This window comes from Providencia sp. PROV255, from assembly GCF_028478065.1.
In the GTDB taxonomy this organism is placed as follows: domain Bacteria; phylum Pseudomonadota; class Gammaproteobacteria; order Enterobacterales; family Enterobacteriaceae; genus Providencia; species Providencia rettgeri.
Genome location: NZ_JAMPMI010000018.1, coordinates 149,615 through 172,576, shown reverse-complemented (window position 1 = coordinate 172,576; position 22,962 = coordinate 149,615). Strand labels below are relative to the sequence as shown.

The 22,962-nt window shown below is 39.4% G+C and carries 19 protein-coding genes and 3 tRNA genes; 15 read left to right on the top strand and 7 right to left on the bottom strand.

The features are described from left to right. Positions 1–378 precede the first annotated feature (378 nt). Positions 379–4,362: a trifunctional transcriptional regulator/proline dehydrogenase/L-glutamate gamma-semialdehyde dehydrogenase gene (putA, locus tag PR725_RS16815; RefSeq protein ID WP_110731843.1), complete on the top strand. Its 3,984-nt coding sequence runs from the start codon at positions 379–381 to the stop codon at positions 4,360–4,362. Between the two features lie 219 nt (positions 4,363–4,581). Here the strand turns inward: putA and fliZ are convergent, their stop codons facing one another. Then, positions 4,582–5,100 (bottom strand): flagella biosynthesis regulatory protein FliZ, encoded by a 519-nt coding sequence (gene fliZ / locus PR725_RS16810; protein ID WP_004255757.1) that lies wholly within the window; start codon positions 5,098–5,100, stop codon positions 4,582–4,584. Between the two features lie 1,039 nt (positions 5,101–6,139). Between fliZ and PR725_RS16805 the strand changes: the two genes are divergently transcribed. Next, positions 6,140–6,451 carry a DUF5339 domain-containing protein gene (locus PR725_RS16805; protein ID WP_004909809.1) on the top strand — a complete coding sequence of 104 codons (312 nt, stop codon included), beginning with the start codon at positions 6,140–6,142 and terminating at the stop codon, positions 6,449–6,451. A 114-nt stretch (positions 6,452–6,565) separates the two neighbouring features. Here the strand turns inward: PR725_RS16805 and mgtA are convergent, their stop codons facing one another. The 4 genes from mgtA to cspE all read right to left on the bottom strand — a co-directional run bounded on the left by mgtA (position 6,566) and on the right by cspE (position 11,020). Beyond that, entirely contained in the window at positions 6,566–9,268 is a 2,703-nt protein-coding gene (mgtA, locus tag PR725_RS16800) for a magnesium-translocating P-type ATPase (protein ID WP_196718660.1), read from the bottom strand. Between the two features lie 149 nt (positions 9,269–9,417). Continuing rightward, complete coding sequence (locus PR725_RS16795; RefSeq protein WP_004255789.1) at positions 9,418–10,116, bottom strand: MgtC family protein; 699 nt, start codon at positions 10,114–10,116, stop codon at positions 9,418–9,420. A 397-nt stretch (positions 10,117–10,513) separates the two neighbouring features. Further along, a complete protein-coding gene (gene dsrB / locus PR725_RS16790) occupies positions 10,514–10,705 on the bottom strand; it encodes a protein DsrB (RefSeq protein WP_004255792.1) in 192 nt (63 codons plus the stop codon). A gap of 102 nt (positions 10,706–10,807) precedes the next feature. Next, entirely contained in the window at positions 10,808–11,020 is a 213-nt protein-coding gene (gene cspE, locus PR725_RS16785) for a transcription antiterminator/RNA stability regulator CspE (protein ID WP_004909801.1), read from the bottom strand. Between the two features lie 479 nt (positions 11,021–11,499). Between cspE and PR725_RS16780 the strand changes: the two genes are divergently transcribed. From PR725_RS16780 to PR725_RS16770, 3 genes are all read left to right on the top strand, one after another. Further along, positions 11,500–12,003: a YlaC family protein gene (locus tag PR725_RS16780; RefSeq protein WP_004909795.1), complete on the top strand. Its 504-nt coding sequence runs from the start codon at positions 11,500–11,502 to the stop codon at positions 12,001–12,003. A 135-nt stretch (positions 12,004–12,138) separates the two neighbouring features. Continuing rightward, positions 12,139–12,214: transfer RNA gene (locus PR725_RS16775), tRNA-Asn, on the top strand. Between the two features lie 259 nt (positions 12,215–12,473). Further along, positions 12,474–12,549 (top strand) — tRNA-Asn (locus tag PR725_RS16770). A gap of 113 nt (positions 12,550–12,662) precedes the next feature. Here PR725_RS16770 and PR725_RS16765 read toward each other — a convergent pair. Beyond that, the gene (locus PR725_RS16765; protein ID WP_109911095.1) at positions 12,663–13,565 is read right to left on the bottom strand and encodes a LysR family transcriptional regulator; all 903 of its coding nucleotides are present in this window, start codon (positions 13,563–13,565) and stop codon (positions 12,663–12,665) included. A 153-nt stretch (positions 13,566–13,718) separates the two neighbouring features. On the opposite strand from PR725_RS16765, the gene PR725_RS16760 reads away from it, so the two are divergent. From PR725_RS16760 to PR725_RS16725, 8 genes are all read left to right on the top strand, one after another. Beyond that, on the top strand, positions 13,719–15,260 hold the full coding sequence (locus tag PR725_RS16760; protein WP_272569883.1) for an MFS transporter: 1,542 nt from the start codon (positions 13,719–13,721) through the stop codon (positions 15,258–15,260). Positions 15,261–15,283: 23 nt separating this feature from the next. Beyond that, complete coding sequence (locus PR725_RS16755) at positions 15,284–16,342, top strand: HlyD family secretion protein (protein ID WP_109911093.1); 1,059 nt, start codon at positions 15,284–15,286, stop codon at positions 16,340–16,342. Continuing rightward, positions 16,342–16,587: a hypothetical protein gene (locus PR725_RS16750; RefSeq protein ID WP_147318170.1), complete on the top strand. Its 246-nt coding sequence runs from the start codon at positions 16,342–16,344 to the stop codon at positions 16,585–16,587. The genes PR725_RS16755 and PR725_RS16750 overlap by 1 nt, the downstream gene beginning before the upstream one ends. A gap of 21 nt (positions 16,588–16,608) precedes the next feature. After that, positions 16,609–17,052, top strand: a complete 444-nt coding sequence (locus PR725_RS16745; RefSeq protein ID WP_109911092.1) for a universal stress protein — start codon at positions 16,609–16,611, stop codon at positions 17,050–17,052. Positions 17,053–17,308: 256 nt separating this feature from the next. Beyond that, a tRNA-Asn gene (locus PR725_RS16740) sits at positions 17,309–17,384 on the top strand. Positions 17,385–17,595: 211 nt separating this feature from the next. Then, complete coding sequence (gene pyrC / locus PR725_RS16735) at positions 17,596–18,645, top strand: dihydroorotase (RefSeq protein ID WP_115167462.1); 1,050 nt, start codon at positions 17,596–17,598, stop codon at positions 18,643–18,645. Positions 18,646–18,864: 219 nt separating this feature from the next. Next, positions 18,865–19,119, top strand: a complete 255-nt coding sequence (bssS, locus tag PR725_RS16730; RefSeq protein ID WP_004909784.1) for a biofilm formation regulator BssS — start codon at positions 18,865–18,867, stop codon at positions 19,117–19,119. 209 nt (positions 19,120–19,328) lie between these two features. Next, positions 19,329–19,922 carry a LuxR C-terminal-related transcriptional regulator gene (locus tag PR725_RS16725; RefSeq protein ID WP_181937011.1) on the top strand — a complete coding sequence of 198 codons (594 nt, stop codon included), beginning with the start codon at positions 19,329–19,331 and terminating at the stop codon, positions 19,920–19,922. A 48-nt stretch (positions 19,923–19,970) separates the two neighbouring features. On the opposite strand, the gene trhO is transcribed toward PR725_RS16725, so the two are convergent. Beyond that, entirely contained in the window at positions 19,971–21,017 is a 1,047-nt protein-coding gene (gene trhO, locus PR725_RS16720) for an oxygen-dependent tRNA uridine(34) hydroxylase TrhO (RefSeq protein ID WP_109911091.1), read from the bottom strand. Positions 21,018–21,362: 345 nt separating this feature from the next. Here trhO and PR725_RS16715 point away from each other — a divergent pair, with 345 nt between their 5' ends. Beyond that, positions 21,363–21,914 carry a DUF1007 family protein gene (locus PR725_RS16715; RefSeq protein ID WP_231136563.1) on the top strand — a complete coding sequence of 184 codons (552 nt, stop codon included), beginning with the start codon at positions 21,363–21,365 and terminating at the stop codon, positions 21,912–21,914. Then, the gene (locus tag PR725_RS16710) at positions 21,905–22,912 is read left to right on the top strand and encodes a nickel/cobalt transporter (protein WP_247602644.1); all 1,008 of its coding nucleotides are present in this window, start codon (positions 21,905–21,907) and stop codon (positions 22,910–22,912) included. Before PR725_RS16715 ends, PR725_RS16710 begins: the two co-directional genes overlap by 10 nt. Positions 22,913–22,962: the final 50 nt, after the last annotated feature.

The window sequence follows — 22,962 nt, the reverse complement described above, 5'->3', positions numbered from 1 at the left end:
CAAATAGGTTGTGATTGTTTGTGTTGCACTAACTTAATATCTTAACTGCCACATCCTAGACAGAGTCGTATTAAATTAACAAGAAATTAACTATTTTTTATTGCATAAATAGAATCCATATCACAAATGTTAAAATTTAAACTTAAATTCACAATCAGATGTTTAATCGCCTCATCTAAAGATGATAAATATAACTACATGTAAAATATAATAAATAAATGAATACCAATTTAATTGAAATTATTAGAACTCAAAAAACTCGATATGTTTCACATTTCTTTCAGAAATCACACGTAACAATGTTGCACAAAGTTGCAACATTAAGATAATGTGGTGTAACTTTTTGATTAAAATGACTCGTGACCTAGAGGAATTAAGATGAGTAGCACTACAACTATGGGTGTGAGACTTGATGAAGCAACTCGTGAACGCATTAAAAATGCCGCTCAGCGTCTTGACCGCACATCACATTGGCTTATCAAACAAGCTATTTATAATTACCTAGAACAACTCGATAATGGCCAAGCCTTTCCAGAGCTCTCACCGGGTATCGATGTAAAAGAAAATCAAACTTCTGATGAAGACACCACCGTTGAATCTAACTATCAACCATTCTTAGATTTCGCAGAGCACATTTTACCACAATCTGTAAAACGCTCTGCAATTACTTCTGCTTACCGAATTCCTGAAACACAAGCCGTGCCAATGTTGTTACAGCAAGCACAGCTCCCTACAGAACAAGCTGAAGCCGCTCATAAATTAGCTTATTCAATAGCTGAAAAACTACGCAATCAAAAAAATGGCATCGGCCGCTCAGGTTTAGTTCAAGGTCTACTCCAAGAATTTTCACTTTCATCTCAAGAAGGTGTCGCATTAATGTGTCTCGCAGAGGCCTTACTGCGCATTCCTGATAAAGCAACTCGAGATGCGCTCATCCGCGATAAAATTAGCAATGGGAATTGGCAATCACACCTTGGCCAAAGTAGCTCAATGTTTGTCAATGCTGCGACTTGGGGTCTGCTATTTACGGGTAAGCTAGTTTCTACGCATAATGAAGCTAAACTCTCAACCTCACTTAATCGCATCATTAGTAAAAGTGGTGAACCGCTGGTACGCAAAGGCGTTGATATGGCGATGCGCCTTATGGGAGAGCAATTTGTTACTGGCGAAACTATTTCCCAAGCGCTCGCTAACGCACGAAAACTCGAAGATAAAGGCTTCCGCTATTCCTACGACATGCTGGGCGAAGCCGCATTAACGGAAAAAGATGCACAAGATTACATGGTGTCTTACCAACAAGCTATCCACGCGATTGGTAAAGCATCAAATGGCCGCGGTATTTATGAAGGCCCTGGTATTTCAATTAAGCTATCAGCATTACATCCACGTTATAGCCGTGCACAATACTCTCGCGTAATGGAAGAGCTTTATCCACGCCTGTTATCCCTAGTATTACAAGCGCATCAATACGATATAGGGATTAATATTGACGCAGAAGAAGCCGACCGCTTAGAAATCTCTTTAGATTTACTAGAAAAACTCTGTTTTGAACCACAACTCGCGGGGTGGAATGGGATTGGCTTTGTTATCCAGGCCTATCAAAAACGCTGCCCATTTGTGATTGACTCAATCATAAATTTAGCTGAACGCAGCCAACGTCGTTTAATGATCCGTCTGGTAAAAGGGGCTTATTGGGACAGTGAAATCAAGCGCGCGCAAATGGATGGGCTAGAAGGTTACCCAGTTTATACGCGTAAGGTGTATACTGACGTTTCTTACATTGCCTGTGCACGAAAACTGTTGTCGGTTCCCAATTTAATTTACCCGCAGTTTGCAACGCACAACGCACATACTCTCTCTGCTATCTACCAAATTGCAGGTAAAAACTACTACCCAGGCCAATATGAATTCCAATGTCTACATGGAATGGGTGAACCACTTTATGAACAGGTGGTTGGTAAAGTCGCTGATGGCAAACTAAACCGCCCTTGCCGTATTTATGCACCTGTCGGTACTCACGAAACACTACTTGCCTATCTGGTGCGTCGATTATTAGAAAATGGTGCAAATACTTCATTTGTAAACCGTATTGCTGATGCCACTATTCCGCTAGATGAATTAGTTGCTGACCCAGTTAAAGATGTCTTAGAACTGTCTAAAACTGAAGGTCAAATTGGCTTACCGCATCCAAAAATTCCGTTACCACGTGATTTATACGGCCAAGAACGAGTAAATTCGATGGGGCTTGACCTATCAAACGAACATCGACTCGCTTCTTTATCAAGTGCCCTACTGAGTGCGGGTATGCAGCAAAAAATAGCAGAACCGCTGTTAGGGGGCAATTTCCAAGCTTCGCAAACGTTACCTGAAGCAACACCAATTATAAACCCTGCCTGTAATAAAGATATTGTTGGCCATGTTCGTGAAACAACAGAGCAAGAAGCTGAACATGCATTAAATACCGCTAACGATGCGGGTACTATCTGGTTCGCAACTCCGCCTTCTGAACGAGCAGCTATCTTATTACGAGCCGCTGACCTTATGGAGCAACAGTTACAGCCACTATTAGATATTTTAGTTCGTGAAGCGGGTAAGACCTACAACAATGCAATTGCGGAAGTTAGAGAAGCGGTAGATTTTCTTAATTACTATGCAACTCAAGTCAAGAATGATTTTGATAACAATACGCACCGTCCTTTAGGGCCTGTGGTCTGTATTAGTCCATGGAACTTCCCGTTAGCAATATTTTCAGGCCAAATTGCAGCTGCTCTCGCGGCAGGAAATACCGTACTCGCGAAGCCGGCAGAACAAACACCATTAATCGGTGCTATTGCGGTTTCCATTTTGCATCAAGCGGGTATTCCACGCGATGTACTGCAATTTTTACCGGGTAAAGGTGAAACGATTGGTGCCCAACTCGTTGGTGATAGCCGTGTTCGTGGAGTCATGTTTACGGGGTCAACTGAAGTTGCAGGATTACTTCAACGTAATATCGCTGGACGCTTAGATGCACAGGGCCGACCAACCCCGCTGATTGCAGAAACGGGCGGATTAAATGCAATGATCGTTGATTCTTCTGCATTAACAGAACAGGTTGTCACTGATGTTGTCGCATCTGCATTCGATAGCGCAGGTCAGCGTTGTTCAGCACTGCGCATTCTATGTATCCAAGAAGATGTCGCAGATAGAACAATTCGTATGTTAAAAGGCGCAATGGAAGAGTGCCGCATGGGGAATCCAGAACATTTATCAACTGATATTGGCCCGGTGATTGACCGTGAAGCAAAAGAAAATATCGATCAACATATTCAAAAAATGCGCAGCAAAGGGAAAGTCGTCTTCCAAGCCGCATTTGAAAATCATGATGATCAACAAGAACAAATGGAAGGAACCTATGTTAAGCCGACATTGATAGAACTTGATGATGTTAGTGAGCTGAAAAAAGAGATTTTTGGCCCTGTTCTGCACGTTGTACGTTTTAAACGAGATGAGCTAGAAGCACTCGTTGAACAAATTAACGCTGCGGGTTATGGGCTGACACTTGGTGTTCACACTCGTATCGATGAAACTATCAACCAAGTTGTTTCAAAAGCTAAAGTAGGTAATCTGTACGTAAACCGAAATATGGTTGGTGCCGTTGTTGGTGTGCAACCTTTTGGTGGTGAAGGTTTATCTGGAACTGGGCCTAAAGCAGGCGGGCCACTATACCTCTATCGTTTATTAAGCGAACGCCCAGATAACGCGGTTTCAAACACTTTAGAGAGACAAGATAGCCATTTACCGATGGATGCCAGTGCCCGAACCGTATTACTCGAGCCATTTGAAGCACTTACTCAATGGTCTGAAAAACAAAATTCGGTTATTCCCCCCTCCGTTATTGAGCTATTTACACGCCATAGTCAGACAGGAACCACTCGTGTGTTGCCCGGTCCAACGGGAGAAAGGAATACCTATACCTTGCGCCCACGTGGTTTGATTTTATGCCTTAGCGATAATGAACAAGATTGTTTAACTCAGTTAACAGCGGTGCTTTCTGCGGGTTGTCAGGTGTTATGGCCAGATAGCGAACTTCATCAGAAGCTATTTAAGTCACTACCTGAAAAAGTGAGAAAAACCATATCGCTAACTAAAAACTGGATAGAATCTAAAGAGCCAATCGAAGGGGTTATTTACCATGGTGACAGCGATCAGTTAAAAGAGGTTTGTGCAGCGGTTGCACAACGTAAAGGGCCTATTATTTCAGTACAAGGCTTTGAACGAGGTGAAACTAATCTGCTGACTGAACGCTTACTTCATGAGCGCTCATTGAGTGTCAATACCGCGGCTGCAGGTGGTAATGCTAGCTTAATGACGATCGGGTAATAAACAAAAGGCCTGACCTCGCAGTTTATGAGGATCAGGCCATACATCACAATGTGTTTATTTAAAAATACACTTATCTCATAAGAATAACAGTCGCGGTTCCTATCAGATAAGTGCTATCTCATATATTTACTGCTAGAAACATAAAAGGTGCCCACGAGGACACCATTGTTTAAAAACAACAATGAAAATAACGATGCTTATTTTCAGTATGTCATTCTAATTATTGCACTTTTCAGATTCCCAGAATAAATATTGTTCATATTTACGTAATGCAATATTGTAATTGCTAAATGCAGAGTCTGTCATTTTTTCACTTAACTCTTCTTGAACTTTACTTGCAGTAAATTCTTTCATAGAAAAATTAGAAGAAGATAACAGCTCATCTAAACGTCGTAAACGAACAACATATTCACGAACAGTACTATGGCTCATCTCAGTCTGTAAGAATAAATACTGTTTAAATGACATAATATCAAAATAATCAGTATTACTATTGCAATAAATTTCACTACAAAAACGACAAAGTGCAGTAAATTTATCTTGCAGCTCCCCCCAGGTACCTTCATCAACCAATTCAGTCATATCAGCGATAGCTTCTTTATTTAAGATGTCATCGTTGAAAACTAAAGAGATGCGATCAAGGGTCTTGTGACAATGTGCACAATGAGTTTGGCTGTGTTTAAAATCTTTGATGTAACGACTCAGAGGCCGTTTCTTTACAATAGAAGCAGACATAATGGTAAAGCCCTGTGTGTAAGTCTAAATATAAAATTGTAACCAAATAAATCAGGTTACATACATTGTATGCCCATAGCATTAATATATTATTTGCTATGTTGCATTGCGATATGGTGAACCCATATCATATATTCTTACTTTACCTTTAGAGAACTAATCATTCTAAAAATGTACAGTAAGAAAAGGTATCGCCCTTTGTTAAAAACATTCTAACCCGTCTCTCGCTCTTTGGCGAATTTCTACGGTGAATCAATTTTGGTATGAATTTGAGTTAGCGTCAACAAAATTAACTTAATTGTCGTTAACCCTGTACACCTATCATTAACCATAAGTTAAGCGATATTTACTTATTAGTTCGCTTAAAAACAAAGACTTTACCTGATAATTTCATCTTCGTACAAAGAAAATTTAATTTAAAAATCAAACTTATACTGATACAAAGGTTTTCTTCTTAAATTTGTGAAGTAGCTCACTTTTCACATCTATAATTGCATCTTAAATGAACAGCCATTAATTCTATAAATATTTCATGGTAAAAATTTATCATTCAACCGTAAATATTTTGTTACAAATAAACGATTTTTTAATAATTTTAATTGTGTATAAAAAATGTTATAACAATATTTCAAAATCTTATATAGGTAAATTCACGCATAACGCATTATTCTATCTTGCGAGTTGAAACATAATTATCGTCAAAAAATATGTTTATTAAAATTAGACAACCATTTTTCCTTCTCCTAATAAACCTTTAACTTCTTATCTCAAGCTTCAATCACTTCATCCGTCTATTAATCACCCTAGATAAGCGTAAAATAGTCAAAGGCATCCCATAACAACATGATAAAAAACAATTTAGTTATAGTTACAAAATTATGTAATGTAAACATCCTGAAATGAAATATGATAGCCTAATTAAATTGAAACTTAATTAATTAGCTAAGATATTATTTTAGGATTTGTCACGTTTGATATTAAAAACATCTCTTATATACTCAATTTGCTATATAAATAAATAATTTTAATAAGGTTGATTATGAAAAAGTTGATTTTAGCTTGTGGTATGGGTTTATTGGCACTGACAATCACTGCTTGTTCGGAAGAAGAGAAAAAAGGCGAAGTTGCTGGTGCAACTGAAACTTGTAACGCTTACTTCGCTGAAGTTGATAGCTTAATTGCTAAAGCTTCAGAAAACCCGCAAGCAAAAACTCAGTTAGATGCAATGAAAGGTCAGCTGGAAGAAGGTAAAAAACAAGTTGCTGCACTGCCTAAGGATCAGCAAGATAAAGCTTGCCAACAAGGTATTGATGCAATGAAACAGATGAAAGCTGCTTTAGGCCTGCAATAAGCCCTATTCTTCTTTATTCTGTAGATCAACAAGAGCCACACTGGTGGCTCTTTTTATTGCGCACAGAAAAGAAGAACCATCCTTGGTTTTTCTTTTTCCTGACTTAACAATATATTATAGCCATGTGCCAAAACGTTTAATATAAAACTGCTTCATCAGTTGAGCGACAACACAATAGCTCACTAATGTCAGAGCTAGCCATGGGAAATATTCTATTGGCAACGGTTGTAATCCTATCATTTCACCAAATGAAGAAAATGGAATATATAGCCCGAGAGCCATAATTAACCCTGTCGTTAACATAACAGGTAGCGCAGCTGTGCTTTGTATAAAGGGTATTTTTTGTGTTCTTAACATATGAACAACTAGCGTCTGAGAGAGTAATCCTTCCACAAACCAACCGGATTGGAACAACGCTTCATGAGCAACACTATTTGCTTGGAACACGTACCACATTAGCGCAAAAGTCGTGATATCAAAAATAGATGACGTTGGCCCAATCCAAAGCATAAAGCGGCCAATATTTTTTGCATCCCATTTACGAGGTCGTTTTAAAAACTCTTTATCCATTTTATCCCAGGGTAATGCAAGCTGGGAAATATCATACAGCAAGTTTTGAACGAGCAAATGAATGGCTAACATCGGTAGGAAGGGAATAAATGCACTGGCAATTAATACAGAAAATACGTTACCGAAGTTAGAGCTCGCTGTCATATTTAAGTATTTAATAATATTGCCGAAAGTTTCACGTCCTTTAATCACCCCCTGCTCTAATACCATTAAATCTTTTTCAAGTAAGATAATATCCGCAGATTCCTTAGCAATGTCCGTCCCTGTATCAACTGAAATTCCCACATCAGCATCACGTAATGCCGGTGCATCGTTAATCCCATCACCAAGAAAGCCAACTGTATGCCCATTTGCTTGTAACCGCTTTAAAATACGGGATTTTTGCAAAGGTGTTAATTTACAAAAAACTGAAACCTGCTCAACTTTCTGACCGAGCTCTTCGTCCGTCAAAGCCTCAATTTCCAGACCAGTCATGATTTCACTGATATTTAGACCAACATCACGACAAATTTTTTCGGTAATAATCGCATTATCACCCGTCAACACCTTCACCGTAACACCATTTTCACGTAGCGCTGCAATGGCTGAAATTGCGCTTTCTTTTGCTGGGTCAAGAAAAGTTAAAATGCCTTGTAGTTCTAACTGATGCTCAGCTTGAGTTGAAAGTGGTAAGCGGGCTTCAGCATCATTCAAACGGCGAGTTGCGAGTAGTAATACACGAAATCCTTGTCTGTTATAGTCACTCACTAGCTCAGTAATTGTTGCTCTTGCTTCGTTATCAAGTAAATGAAGCTCACCATCTTGTTGATAGCTTTGGCAAACAGCTAACATTTCCTCAGCGGCGCCTTTACAAATAAGTAGGGCTTCGCCTTCTGGTGTTCGTACTGTCACTGACAATTTACGCCGAATAAAATCAAAGGGTAATTCATCAATTTTTTGAAATCCTTTTAGCTTCTCAACTTCACTGTTCCCTCTACCACGACGAATAATTGCCTGATCCATCATGTTCTTAGCGCCACTTTGATGGAAGCTATTTAGCCAAGCCAGTTGCAAGATTTTACTATTTTTCTGCCCATTACTGTCTAAATAATGTTCTAAAATAATACGATCTTGCGTTAAAGTTCCCGTTTTATCGGTACACAGCACATCCATTGCACCAAAGTTTTGGATAGCATTTAATCTTTTGACAATCACCTTGTGTTTTGACATGGCAATTGCACCTTTGGCTAAATTGGAGCTAACAATCATCGGTAACATTTCGGGCGTTAACCCCACAGCAACCGCCAGTGAGAATAATGTTGCTTCGAACCAATCACCTTTTGTAAACCCATTGATAAGTAAGACAATTGGTACCATGACTAACATAAAACGAATCAATAACCAACTTACGCTATTCACACCACGATCAAATGATGTTTGCGCACGGCTCCCCACAATGGATTTAGCCAACGAGCCTAAATAGGTTTTTCCGCCGGTTGCCACCACAATTCCACGTGCTGTACCGCTGGTAACATTGGTTCCCATTAAACAAATATTTGAAATCTCTAATAATTCATTTTCTGTTGGCGATACGGGATCTAAACTTTTGGCTGAAACGTCACCCAATGTGTCATATTTTTCAACGGGTATAGACTCCCCTGTTAGAATCGCTTGGCTGATAAACAAATCTCTTGATTCGACTAGCTTTAAATCAGCAGGAACCATATCTCCTGCGGATAACAACACAATATCCCCAGGTACTAAGCATTTAATCGGCACCTCTTTTCGAACTGAACGTCCCGTTTTATTGTCGCGACGAAATACCGTAGCTGTCGTTCGAACTAAAGATTTCAATGCTTCCGCAGCTTTATTGGTACGATATTCTTGCCAAAAACGCAAAAATCCACTCAGTAAAACCATAGTGACAATAATAATCACCCCGGTTAAGTCTGTTTCTTCACCTTGACGTTCGGGAATAACATAATCCGTAAAAAAACTAACAACTGCTAATATAATCAGTACGAATATAAATGGATTTTTAAAGGAAGTGAGTAGTTGCTTCCATGCTGGAGGGGCTTTTTCATGAGCAACTTCATTCTCACCTTCAGTCACTAGGCGGTCCATCGCCTCATTCTCAGATAAGCCTAATAGATTTGTTTGATATTCATTGAGCACTTGCTCAATATTTTTACTCGCTTGTTCGCCAACAATATATTTTTGGCGTGCAGCCGCTTTGACGCTTTTACGCGGTTCTCTTATTTCAGTCATAACGTTGTCTCGAATACAACACTCGTGATTTTAACGCTATCCAACTGAAATAAAATTAGTTTATTATCAGTTAGATAGCTCCAGCTTACGACTCCATGACGGAGGGTGGTCGTCCATTTCAGCTCCTATAGTGAGTTAATTTAAAGTCATCAGGCAGGTAGCTCTGATGCGACTTTCCAATTGATAGCACTAACACTTTGCTCAAGACTTATTCTGCATACCAATGCTTCAATTTCCTTTTGCTCGGCGGGTGTTGCAAGGAATTCAGCACACACTTCCAGCTGTTCAGGCTTTAATGTGTCGGCACTACTTAACGATTGCAATCGAATATGAAGCCCGTTAATTGCTTGTAAAATAAGTGTTCTTACTAAAATTTCATCCGTTTGATGGCACATTACACGGATCTTATAGCGCTGTTCTACATCAAGCGCTTGCTGCTGTGGTTGTTTATTAATTCGTGAAGCTGCTTCTCTTAATAAAATGTTGGCGCATAAAATTAATAACGTCGCCATCAATGCCAAAGAGTACTGCCCTAATCCACATAAAACACCGATCCCCGCAGAACACCAAAGCGTTGCCGCAGTATTTAGACCTCGAATGTTCATGCCTTCACGCATAATCACACCCGCCCCGAGGAAACCAATTCCAGACACCACTTGGGCAGCAATACGCCCAGGGCTATCAGGAGATGTTGTTACAGAACTTAAAATAAACACCGCAGCACCTGTTGCAACCAGTGCATTGGTTCTCAAGCCCGCCATTCGTTGACGCCACTGGCGCTCAGCACCGATTAATGCACCAAAACACATAGCAGACAGTAAATTTAAAATATCAGGGGAAAAAAGCATGATAATCCCTCCAAAAATAACTTGGATAATGATTTATATGCCTAATAAAAAGCATATAGCCATATATTTTGAGTAAAATAAATTACTCAAAAACCATTAGCTATTGCCTGGAGGAAATAGAGAATAAATATAGACCAACATGATACACACTCAATACAGCTATAATATGCTATCTAATTAAATACAATTATAAGGGAGTAGTATGATGAGGAAACATCAGACACCGCCCGCCATTGTGGCAAGCAGTGAAAAGAAAAGATGATTACTGGCTTGCCATTAAATTAAGTTTTTATTCCAACTCTGACTGTCCAAGTAATAATCTCCTAAGTAAAAGATGGAAGGAGTATAAGTGGGGAAAATTATTAAGTAAAGAACAAAGTGTTCATTAACTTGAAACTTATCTTTCAATTGGTGTAACAAAAATCCCTTCATCACCCTCTTTTTCATTAAAAAACCAAATACCTTCCGGGTAATCTGGTAATGCGATTAAGTACATTACCCCTTCATTGAAGGGCTCAATAAGTAAAATAGTGCCTTCACGACGCTCTTCCCCGTCTGTTTTTACATAAACACGGTCATTAATATTCATAACAGTCTTTTCCAACAAAATATATTAACCATAAATGTAGCGCATACGAAAAAGCCCGTCATTAAAAATGACGGGCTTTAGAAAATCAGTTAAGCAATTAGCTTAGATAGCAGTTACGTTAGCAGCTGCTGGGCCTTTTGCACCGTTTTCAATGGTGAATTCAACTTGCTGACCTTCAGCCAGAGTTTTGAAACCATTGCCCTGAATGGCAGAGAAGTGGACGAAAACGTCTTTGCTACCATCAGCTGGAGTGATGAAACCGAAGCCTTTAGACTCGTTGAACCACTTAACTTGACCTTTCATTTTGTCGGACATTTGACTTTTCCTATATAACATCAAAAAAACTTGCCTTTTGGCATATACGGGCCAGAGTCAACTATTTAATCAGGGAAACACCAAGATGCAGCGTCACGGTCAAAGGCTATCTGTGATAACTTTCTTCTTTAGAACACACTAACTCAGTAATCATACATCAAATAGGACTGCTAAACAGGCCGACACTCATTAACTCATGACTTAAAGATAATAGCAACTATTTTATACGGGCAAACTTCAAAAATATGTCGTTTTTTCGATTGCGTCACTTTTATCGACTATAACGTTAACAAAAATGCTGCATTTAGTTGATAGTTTAAAGAAAACTTTAATTTAAAAAGCCAACAACCCAATAAATGTCAGTAAGAATTATCTGATACGATGACAATCTGTGTAAATATTTTTTTTAACTGATATATAACAATCTCAACGGCTCGTGATACCCTCCTAGTATAGATATCTGACAGAGAGTTATACACATGGATATTATCAAACAAATACTCGTCGAAGACTTGGATGCCATCAATAAACGTGAAAACCGAGATGGGAAACCTTACTTTAATAGCCAGTTTCTCGCCAACCACCCTTATTTATGTGTTGGCATGGTTGCGGCTTATGTCCCCCTAGCCATTATTCTTTGGTATGCCCCTTATTTTGGCCCTTATTGGGCTCTGGGTATCACTATTCTCTTTATTATACTAGCAAGTGTGCTACTTTTTGACATTAAACCTGTCTATCATTTTGAAGATATTGGTGTGTTAGATTTACGCGTTTGTTATAACGGAGAATGGTTTGTCACTGAACCCGTTTCTGATAATGCGATAAGTAAAATCATTGATTCACAAGATGTTAGCTCTGCAATAAAGCAAGAAATATCGCGTTTAATTGCATTAAAAGGAATGATATCGTTTTATGATATCTATCATGTTGCTTATCCTGAAGTTTCTACGCAATTACCTGGTACACTTGCAGCTCAAAATTAATTCAATATCAATTAACTAGAGCAAAACTTCGTCAGAATGTGCAGTGAATGAGCAGTTAGATATTTTTTCTGTTTTTATGATTGACAGCCTGAGATGATGTCGTTAATATTCGCCTCGTTCTCAGGAACAAGCAATTCCTCCATAGTTCAGTCGGTAGAACGGCGGACTGTTAATCCGTATGTCGCTGGTTCAAGTCCAGCTGGAGGAGCCAAATTTAAAAAAAGCCCGCTTAATGCGGGCTTTTTGCTATCTGTTTGTTATGTTCTGCTACTCATGAATTATTCACCTCTATTATCAGTTCCCTCTGCATCTCCTATAAGCCGCATACTATAGACAACGACACCACTTATTGGAGTAGATAATCATCAAATCGATTACTTAACACTCACTTGGCTATTTTTTTCGTTTTTATGCTTTACAACGGTGAACAGGATGGGTAATATGCGCCTCGTTCTCAGGAACAAAGCAATTCCTCCATAGTTCAGTCGGTAGAACGGCGGACTGTTAATCCGTATGTCGCTGGTTCAAGTCCAGCTGGAGGAGCCAAATTTAAAAAGCCCGCTTAATGCGGGCTTTTTGCTATCTTTCTGAAAGTTACCCTTCTGAATATTCAGCTACTAACTAAGCAACCGCAAAGACCCGCACCATAGAATGAATAGCTACTCTTTCTCCAGAAAAAATTGTTTAATTGTCTGGCGTAACCATTGATGCGCAGGATCTCTATCCAACCTTGGATGCCATGCTTGCACGATAAATATAGATTCCAATTCCAAAGGGAGTTCAATTTCAATTAACGGCAAATTAACACTCTTTACCCCTTGCAGTACATGGCGAGGGAGCGGCAAAATATAATCAGAGTTCATCGTTAGCATCATAGCTGAATGAAAGCTAGGCAAAGTCAACGCAACATTACGCTCTAATTGAAGGTCACGTAACGCGTCATCAATTGGTCCCAATGTACGCCCCCGCCGCGATACGCTAATATGCGGGTAATGCGTTAAACTCTCAGGTGTCACTTGTCCAATAATCGGATGCCCTGGGCGAACCAACGCCTGAAAAGTACTAGTAAATAAGCTCTGAGCCTTAATTTCAGGGTGCCAATCTCGAGAAGAACCAATAACCAAATCGACTTTACCGCTACGCAAAGAATCATCTTCAGTATCACTTTCTGCGATAAAAATTAAGCTACTTTGGGGAGCTAATTCCCTGAGTTTTTCTAACAACCCACCACCTAAGGCGCCAATAAAAATATCATTCGCCCGAATAACAAATGTTCTTTCTAATGTTTTTGGATTGAATAATTCATCAGGATTAATTAACGCTTCTGCTTGAGCAATAATATGGCTAAGTTGTTCTTTTAATTCTAATGCTCTGGGAGTTGGTACTAATTTACGCCCTGCCCTGACTAAAATGGGATCATTAAATTGCTCACGAATTCGCCCTAGAATTCGGCTCATAGCAGGAGCACTCAGGTTCATTTTTTCGGCGGCTCCTCCTACACTTCCTTCCTCCAATAATAAATTCAACGCATAAATCAAATTGAAGTCGATTTTTTGTGGCATTTTTCCTCCTCGCCCCTTTGCAGCCCTCCTCATTAGTGGATTGCGTTTCATGCAATAATTTAATTACATCATTTCATTTTAAACAATTAAATAAAGTTTAGATACTACTGCTAAAAAATGACAGAGCAAATTTTTAAATAGCAGGAGTTTGAAATGGTTGATGCGTCTATCATACAACCTAAAAAAAACAAATGGATAGCCAGTGCGAGTGAAATTAATGGCCGCACATGGATGGGTCTATTTGGTATTTTTTTAGCAGTAATGGCGAGTGGCGTGGGAGAAAACGCCAGTAAATTCGCCCTAGGCGATATTCAGGGGGCAATGGCATTAAATATTGATACTGGCAGTTGGTTAATCACCTGTTATGTAGCTGGTTTTGTAATTGGTTCAGGATTTACTCCTTGCTTTTGGCCAACATTCTCACTACGTCGTGTTGCGCTCGTTATGTGTTCTATTTATCTGATTGGAGGATTAATTACACCATGGCTAGGAGATCATTATGCTCTTCTATTAACAATACGTAGTTTACAGGGCTTTGCTGGCGGAGCTCTCCCACCGATGTTAATGACGGTAGTGCTGCGTTTTATGCCTCCACTGATTAAAGTATTAGGTTTAGGAGCTTATGGCTGGGTTTCTGCATGGAGTGCTACTTTTGGTGCCACTGCGGCCGCGTTTGCCTTCCACTGGGGGTGGAGTGGGTATTTTTATTGGAACTTACCACTAATGGCGATAGCCACCATCTGCATTGGCTTTGGTTTGCCACAAGACCCTTTACGCTTAGAACGACTGAAACAGTTTAACTGGCGAGGTTTACTTCTGGGGGGAAGTGCACTTGCTATGCTCACCGTAGGTATTTCTCAAGGAGAACGCCTTGATTGGCTAAATTCATCACTAATTTATGTTTTATTGATTGGTGGACTTGGTTTATTAGCTCTGTTTTTGATAAACGAATGGTACCACCCATTACCCTTCTTCAACTTGCAGTTACTTAGCAAACGGAATCTATCGTTCTCATTAATCACCCTTGGTGGTGTGCTGTTGATTATGGTTTCTTTGGTGAATATTACCTCTGGCTATTTATCGTCTATTCAAGGGTATCGCTTAGAACAAACCTCCGACATGATGCTATGGGTATCACTCCCACAACTCATCACGCTCCCTATCATAGCCATTATTTGTAATACCCCTAAAGTTGATTGCCGTTGGGTGCTCGCCATTAGCTTACTTTTGATGGCAGCCGCTTGTGTCCTCGCATCACAACTGACCCCAGATTGGAATGGTGACAATTTTAGAATGATTTCTCTCTTACAAGCTGTTGCACAACCCATGGCCGTTATTCCGCTATTGATGATGGCAACGGGCGGATTACTGCCCACTGATGGTCCATTTGCTGCTGCTTGGTTTAATGCGGTTAAAGGATTTGCAGCAACGGCTGCCGGGGGAGCAATTGCCCTATTAAGCCGCCAGCGAGGTGATTTTCATTCGGGCGTCATTGCTGACAGCTACGGCAGTACTTATCGCGATACGGCGACGAATACTATCGGTGAGCTCACACAGCTCGCTTCAAGCCAAGGACATGTTTTAGCTAGCTCTGACCTATATCTGTTGGTTTCTGGTTTAGCACTGTTATTAACTGGGCTGATTTTAGTGATGCCAACTCGTATTTACCCACCGCGGTCTGTTGCCGCAGCTTAGTTATTGATTATCAGGAAATTAGAATGAGTAAGATCAAATTAAAAATTAATAAAAATGTCGCTCTGGCTATCATCGCTATTGTTGTTTTGATGGGAGGATTATTAATTAATAAATTCGCCATTAAAAAAAATGCTCAAAACACCAATGATGCTTATATCCGAGCGGATATTTCACGTATATCACCACAGATTTCAGGTGTGGTGACCGAAGTCCTTGTGCAAGATAACCAATGGGTTAAAGAAGGTGAATTATTAGCAGTCATTGATCCCAGAGAATTTACAGTTGCACTTTCTCAGGCTGCTGCACAAGAGCAATCTGCTCGCGCACGGCAAGATGATGCAAAAGCCAATTTAACGCGTCAACAGGCCTTAATCGCTGCGGCAGAAGCCCAACTGCAATCTGCAAAAGCAGAACTCCAATTTGCGTACCAAGAAAAAACTCGCTACCACAAAATGGCAAATACTGGCGCAGGCTCACAACAAGCGGCACAACAAGCAACTACACGAGTGCAAACCATGACGGCAAGTGTTGCACAAGCCGAAGCATCATTAAAAGCAGCCAAAAATATGTTGCAAGTTTTAGAAGCCAAACAGGCTGATAGCAATGCTGAATTGACATTAGCTCAAGCCAAAAAAGCAATGGCTGAACTTAACCTCTCTTACACCCGCATTACTGCCCCAATTGGTGGGGTAATTGGTAAAAAAAGTTTGCGCGTCGGTGAGTTTGTTAAGCCAGGCGATGCTTTAATGGCTATTGTTCCCCAAAATAAGCTCTACATCATCGCGAATTATCAAGAAACTCAATTGGAAAATATTACTCATGGCCAAGTCGTTGATATTAGTATCGACACCTTCCCAGGGCAAATATTAAAAGGCTATGTCGATAGTATTGCTCCCGCGTCTGGCGTAAGTTTCTCACCCGTTGCCCCGGAAAATGCGACGGGTAATTTTACTAAAATTGTACAGCGCATACCTGTAAAAATTGTTTTTGATAGCAACACCGAGCATGCCCAGATGATGAATGCGCTGCGTGTGGGTATGTCTGCAGATGTCACCATTAATACACTCGATGGGAGCCGCTGATGAACAAAACTGTGATCACACTGGTTTTGTTAAAAACTTATCAGCTACTAAGCCATTGGGCAAGATTTCACTCCACTGTAAGCCACACTCCCAGACAACTGGGTAGCCACGCAAAACACAGCGACTTTGCCCACCGAATGGTGGGTTATTTTTCATTTATCGATCAACGTATGATCCCCAAAAACCTTTCCATTTTACAAAAAGTATTGGAAAAAAGGGGAGCTAACTTTAAAGGCGCTATTTAGTTCGCCTATCAGGAACTAATCATGATTAATAATGTGTTGTTAGCCGTCGACAGCTTTGAGAATAGCAGTAATGCACTTAGTTTTATGCAGCGTATGACTGGCTGTGTCAGCAATGTGATTGTATTGACTGTTGTCGATAATACCTTTGCACTAAGCCGCACTGGGTTAAGTAAAGATAGCGATGAGTGGGATGAATACCCTGCCGCGCAAAAAGAAGAAGCTTTGGCACAAAAACAATTAAAAGAGGTCACCAGCGCCTTAAATAGCATGGGGTTTAAAGCCCAAGGACTACTCGCTGCAGGTACCCCTATCGATACCATCCCCAAAAAAATGGAAAAATATAACTGCGAATTATTAATTATTTCTCATCGCCATCTTTCTTCACTTGGACGCTGGCTTAATACCTCAGTGACTCGTAGTTTACTCGACGATATCGCCCAACCAGTTCTCGTTATTCCGCTGTAGATAATTTCTGTAAGTTACATTCATCAATTAGTGGTTAACTGCAGTTAACCACTAAATTTGAAATAATATATCGCCCATCGACTTAAGTTTGTTACCGTCTTTTTGTTTGTGTATGGTCTTGATTAATCACCATTACCTAATTTTCGATCAAACTTCCAACAGTTCGCACAGATAACAGGCAAACAAACATATTTTTCGCTATTCTCCTTTGACAATACAGTAAGAGAAAGCTAATATCCTCTGCGTACCAAGGAGTTCCTCCATAGTTCAGTCGGTAGAACGGCGGACTGTTAATCCGTATGTCGCTGGTTCGAGTCCAGCTGGAGGAGCCAAAATTTAGAGAAACCTGCTTAAGGAAACTTAAGCAGGTTTTTTGCTATTGCATGCCTGAATAAGTTAGCTATTTACGTCATTTACATAATCTACCTTTGAAATAAGCTATAATCGCGATTTCTCATAGCTATTTTTTCACTTTACCTTTATCATTCTATTCCGGCTTGAGCACTCGCTCATCATTCACTCTTCCCCTATGGAGCCGGTTTAATGACAACTGTAACTACCCTAACGATCCGCCGCCCTGATGATTGGCATGTTCATTTTCGCGATGATGATATGTTAAAAACGGTCGTTCCCTATACCAGTGAATTCTTTGGCCGCGCGATTGTCATGCCGAATTTAGTGCCACCAGTCACAACGATTGAAGCCGCAAAAGCTTACCGCGAGCGTATTCTAAAAGCGGTTCCACAAGGACATCAATTTACCCCTTTAATGACCTGCTACCTTACTGATAGCACAGATCCTGCTGAAGTCGTTCGCGGCTTTAACGAGGGGGTATTTACTGCCTGTAAACTCTACCCGGCCAATGCAACAACTAACTCTAGCCATGGCGTATCCGATATTAAAAAGATTTACCCCGTATTAGCTGCAATGGAACAAGCAGGAATGCCACTGCTTATCCATGGTGAAGTCACCGCAAGTCATATCGATATTTTTGACCGAGAAGCCTTATTTATTGAGCAAGTTATGTTGCCACTACGGGCACAGTTTCCAAAACTAAAAGTCGTTTTTGAACACATCACCACCAAAGAAGCGGCTCAATATGTCCAAGAAGCGAATGAATTTACAGCTGCAACTTTAACACCTCAACATTTGATGTTTAATCGTAACCATATGTTAGTTGGTGGTATAAGACCGCATTTATTTTGCTTACCTATTTTGAAGCGTAATGTGCACCAAGAAGCATTACGTACAGCGGTTGCTTCAGGTTGTGACCGTTTCTTCCTTGGTACCGACACCGCACCACATATACAATCACGTAAAGAATCTTCCTGTGGTTGTGCTGGGGTCTTTAATGCTCCCACCGCATTAGCGGCTTACGCAAGTGTTTTTGAAGAGCTCGGTGCCTTGGCGCATTTCGAAGCTTTTTGTTCCCTAAATGGCCCTAAATTCTATAACTTACCTGTGAATGAAGGGACAATTACGCTAACTAAAGAACAAAATATAATTTGTGAATCCATTGACTGCTGTAATGATAAATTAGTTCCTTTCTTAGCTGGGGAAGATGCATGCTGGACAGTATCTCAGGGCCAGTAATTTAGACACCCATGGGAAGTTCAAAATACTTCCCATTCTTTTTTTACAATGCTTGTTATTCGTTTTATGCATTTTCTGCCATATAGACAAAAAAATGTTTTATTTGCTTTCTTATTGGCGAAATCTCCTTATACTAAAAGTGGACTCATCACGAGGTCATTGCTCTTAGTCAGTTATAGATATTTATTATTTATCACGATGTTTGATTAGGAGGTTTATATGAATAAAAAAAATGATGTCATTCAAACCCACCCAGTAGTTGGCTGGGACATCAGTACAGTCGATGATTACGACGCTATGATGTTGCGTTTGCACTACCTCCCCGAGCAAGATAAACACACAGGTGACGCTATTGTGGATAAAACCATGTGGCTAACGACTGATGTGGCTAAACAACTCATTCATATTCTTCAAGCAGGTGTAGACAAGATAGAATCTGGGGAATATGTTGAGCTTGGTTTTAAAACACACTAGGGAAATAAATGGATATTAGGGTCACTAATATCCATTTAATTTATTCATTCATACAGGTAATTATATATTTTTATATAATTACCTTATTAATTAATTACTAATTCGTAATTTAAAATAAGAACACTATTTATTGTTTTTATTAATCCTTGGTTGACTTCACTATCAGTTCCAATTTATTGTAAGGCATCTTCTTGAACAAGGATGTTCCAATGCGAATATTAGTTATTGATGAATGTTATTATACACGTCTTGGCATTACAGAATATTTATCCAAAAATAAAAAACTCGAATTTATTAGTACAGGATGCATAAAAGAAGCCATTGGTTTTATAAATATAAACACACCAAGCATTATACTGGTGAATTTAACGTATTATTGTAATTACTCTAATTACTGTCCTACGCTACAGCAATTATTAAGCAATACCAATAATACACGGTTTTATATTTATATTAACGCCCCGTACCCACAGACAAACAATCCATTGTTATTAAAGGATAATTATTTCATTCTATCAAAAGATATTATTATTCAAACTCTTGATAAGGTTATTCGTGACTATGAACAAATAGAGAAAATTACTAAGCTTGCTAATAATATTGAGTCATCTATTTTCACAATTAAAGAACAAAATATTATTAACAATTGGATGAATGAAACACCTAATCATATTATTTCTCGAAAACTAGGAATTAGCAATAGCACTGTTTACTCACAAAAAAGGCATATTACCTCTAAAGTTTTCGTCAAAAACAGAATAGAGTTATTTTTTATATATAATGTGTTTAAATATTTATATTAAAAAAAAGCCCTAATTGCAGGGCTTTCTTATTATAGATAACATTAATGACTAGTTGTCTTTATTTAATAACCCATCGGATAAACGGTGACGTGATTTATTAAAGATTTTATTACTGACCTCACGGCCTGCACGGCGTGCGCGTTGCTCTTGCTCAGGAAGTTTCATTTCTTCTGTGCAAGACGAACTGCAGCAGCCTTCATACTTTTCTGCACAACTAGGGCATTGGATAAACAATAAGTGGCAGCCATCGTTACGGCAATTGGTATGTGCATCACAAGGCGCGCCACATTGGTGGCATTGTGCTAATGTGTCCTCTGTAATGCGCTCACCCATGCGGTTGTCAAAAACAAAGTTTTTCCCTTTAAACCGTAAAGGTAGGCCCTGCTCCTTCGCCTTACGTGCGTATTCAATAATCCCACCTTCAACATGGTAGACATTTTTAAAACCATTATGCAGCATATAAGCACTGGCTTTTTCACAACGGATCCCACCAGTACAATACATCACAACATTTTTGTCTTTTTGCTCTTGCAGCATTTCAACCGCCATTGGCAGTTGCTCTCTAAATGTATCTGATGGTATTTCAATCGCATTATCAAAACGCCCCACTTCATACTCATAATGATTTCGCATATCAACGAAAACAGTATTTGGGTCATCAATCATCTCATTAACTTCGTGAGCTTTTAGATATTGCCCCGTATTTGCTGGGTTAAATGTTTCGTCATCAATACCATCAGCCACTACACGCTCACGGACTTTCATACGCAGCACCCAAAATGATTTACCGTCATCATCAATCGCAATATTTAAACGTAGGTTTTCTAATGCGGGATCTGTTGCATAAATGAGTTCGCGTAATGCGCTCACATTGGATTCAGGCACACTGATTTGTGCATTAATACCTTCTTTGGCAATATAAACGCGCCCAAAAACACTCAATGCTTTAAATTGTTGGTACCATTGATTACGAAATTCGTTTGGGTCTTGGATATTAAAATACTTGTAAAAAGAGATAGTGGTGCGCGGCTCGACCTCAGCCAACATGCGCTCTTTTAAGATTTTATTTGAAATTTGGTTATGTAACACTGGCATGGTGTTCTCTTTTCCTTTGTAACTAGTTAATATTTAAAGCTTAAAATTAAATGGTGTCCACTAAGTGTCCACACTTGACCATTATCAATATTATCGCTGTTATTTTGTTAATAAAAAACCCTTTATTTGAAAGGTTATTGTGATAGAAGTATTAACGACTCGTTTTAAGTTGATTTTTAAATCATTCCGAAATATTTTTCTTTTTAGTTTGCAGTTCGTTATGTTATAACATTTATTTGATAAGCCAATTTAGCTGACTGAATGATGCGATTTTTTCCTTTCTATTTTTTATTTCTGTTCATAGTTGCTCCACTAGTAGCGGCACACCCTCACAGTTTTATTGAGATGCAAATTTCCCTTGAAAATAAACAAGATAAATACACAGGGATTAGCTATGTTTGGAAAATGGACCCCATGACATCAGCGGATATTGCCTATGAATTAAAAGGCATTAAACCGGATGATCCTCGTTGGAAACAGCAAGAAGCTATTATTATGGCAAATGTGTTGGTGCAAGATTATTTCACTGATTTTTATTATCAGGGGAAGAAAGTGAGCTTTAAACGAATTCCAGATAGCTACCATTTAGAAAAAGATGGCTTTTCTTTAGTTTTCTTCTTTACCGCTTCATTTATGCAACCCCTGCCTATAGCAGGTTCCCATGTGGAAATTCAAACTTATGACCCAACTTTCTATGTCAGTATGACTTACCAAAATAAACAACAAATTAACCTACCGTTGGATATTGCTGCAAATTGCCAGATGGAATTACAAGAAGCAAATGTGACCGATTCAATGCGCGCCTACGCTTTCTCTTTAGACAAAAGTGATAATCCAGAAGAGGATTTAGCACTTGGCAAACAGTTTGCACAACGGGTTGATATACAATGTCCATAATGCCTTTACGTACGCAAAAATTAATAATTACTGCGCTGTTTGTGGGACTTATTACCTATGTCACTTGGCAGCTATACATTCACTGGGGATCATGGTTACAACTTAGCCTAGCTTGGCAAAAACAGTTAAACCAAGGGTTATCTTACTTATTGCAAGAAACCACCTCTCGCCCATGGTATGCAGGTGGGTTACTGGTGATTGCCAGCTTTGCTTATGGTTTTTTGCATGCCCTTGGACCGGGTCATGGCAAATTAATTATTACCACCTATATTGCCACCCAAGCGACTCATTTAAAGCAGAGTGTTATCATTAGCTTACTAGCATCACTCTTACAAGGGCTTGTTGCGATTACTTTAGTTTCCTTAGTATTGATCCTATTCCAACTCTCTACTAAACATCTCAACCAAGCCAGTTTATATGCAGAACAAATCAGTTATCTATTTGTTATTTTACTGGGTAGCTATTTATGTCTCAGCGCATTACGTCGTGGCTGGTTAATCCGCAAATCAAAATACTTAACCCCACTCACGATAAAAAGCATTCAGCCATTGAATTCTTCAACGAAAGCAATAATTAAAACAAAAGCCCATAGCCACTCGGACAGCTGTGGTTGTGGCCACCAACACGTTATCCAGTCTCATCAATTGCAATCCAGTTTTAAAAGTAAACTATTGATTATTCTATCAATGGGGATTCGTCCTTGTTCTGGAGCAATTCTCGTATTGCTGTTTTCTTATGTGATAGAAGTATATACATGGGGGGTTATCGCTGCCTTAGCAATGGCAACGGGTACTGCATTAACCATTTGTTTAATTGCCATTTTTGTTCATTTAATGCGTGATAATGCGGTTCGCGTATCACAATTAAAAGGAAAGTCATTTTCCCCTTATTGGGCAATCTCACTAAAAATTTTGGCAGGTATTTTATTTATTTTGATGGGTGTTTTGATGCTTCAAAGCATCGGTTTGGAACAATCGGTTTCCCCACTGTTGCGATAAACCATTAAAAAAGGGAGGGCTCCCCCTCCCAGGCATTTGCCGAAGTCACG

Excerpts from the sequence above, each read along its gene's own strand:
- putA (WP_110731843.1), top strand. The coding sequence starts at position 379 with ATGAGTAGCACTACAACTATGGGTGTGAGACTTGATGAAGCAACTCGT.
- fliZ (WP_004255757.1), bottom strand. The coding sequence starts at position 5,100 with ATGTCTGCTTCTATTGTAAAGAAACGGCCTCTGAGTCGTTACATCAAA.
- PR725_RS16805 (WP_004909809.1), top strand. The coding sequence starts at position 6,140 with ATGAAAAAGTTGATTTTAGCTTGTGGTATGGGTTTATTGGCACTGACA.
- mgtA (WP_196718660.1), bottom strand. The coding sequence starts at position 9,268 with ATGACTGAAATAAGAGAACCGCGTAAAAGCGTCAAAGCGGCTGCACGC.
- PR725_RS16795 (WP_004255789.1), bottom strand. The coding sequence starts at position 10,116 with ATGCTTTTTTCCCCTGATATTTTAAATTTACTGTCTGCTATGTGTTTT.
- dsrB (WP_004255792.1), bottom strand. The coding sequence starts at position 10,705 with ATGAATATTAATGACCGTGTTTATGTAAAAACAGACGGGGAAGAGCGT.
- cspE (WP_004909801.1), bottom strand. The coding sequence starts at position 11,020 with ATGTCCGACAAAATGAAAGGTCAAGTTAAGTGGTTCAACGAGTCTAAA.
- PR725_RS16780 (WP_004909795.1), top strand. The coding sequence starts at position 11,500 with ATGGATATTATCAAACAAATACTCGTCGAAGACTTGGATGCCATCAAT.
- PR725_RS16765 (WP_109911095.1), bottom strand. The coding sequence starts at position 13,565 with ATGCCACAAAAAATCGACTTCAATTTGATTTATGCGTTGAATTTATTA.
- PR725_RS16760 (WP_272569883.1), top strand. The coding sequence starts at position 13,719 with ATGGTTGATGCGTCTATCATACAACCTAAAAAAAACAAATGGATAGCC.
- PR725_RS16755 (WP_109911093.1), top strand. The coding sequence starts at position 15,284 with ATGAGTAAGATCAAATTAAAAATTAATAAAAATGTCGCTCTGGCTATC.
- PR725_RS16750 (WP_147318170.1), top strand. The coding sequence starts at position 16,342 with ATGAACAAAACTGTGATCACACTGGTTTTGTTAAAAACTTATCAGCTA.
- PR725_RS16745 (WP_109911092.1), top strand. The coding sequence starts at position 16,609 with ATGATTAATAATGTGTTGTTAGCCGTCGACAGCTTTGAGAATAGCAGT.
- pyrC (WP_115167462.1), top strand. The coding sequence starts at position 17,596 with ATGACAACTGTAACTACCCTAACGATCCGCCGCCCTGATGATTGGCAT.
- bssS (WP_004909784.1), top strand. The coding sequence starts at position 18,865 with ATGAATAAAAAAAATGATGTCATTCAAACCCACCCAGTAGTTGGCTGG.
- PR725_RS16725 (WP_181937011.1), top strand. The coding sequence starts at position 19,329 with ATGCGAATATTAGTTATTGATGAATGTTATTATACACGTCTTGGCATT.
- trhO (WP_109911091.1), bottom strand. The coding sequence starts at position 21,017 with ATGCCAGTGTTACATAACCAAATTTCAAATAAAATCTTAAAAGAGCGC.
- PR725_RS16715 (WP_231136563.1), top strand. The coding sequence starts at position 21,363 with ATGCAAATTTCCCTTGAAAATAAACAAGATAAATACACAGGGATTAGC.
- PR725_RS16710 (WP_247602644.1), top strand. The coding sequence starts at position 21,905 with ATGTCCATAATGCCTTTACGTACGCAAAAATTAATAATTACTGCGCTG.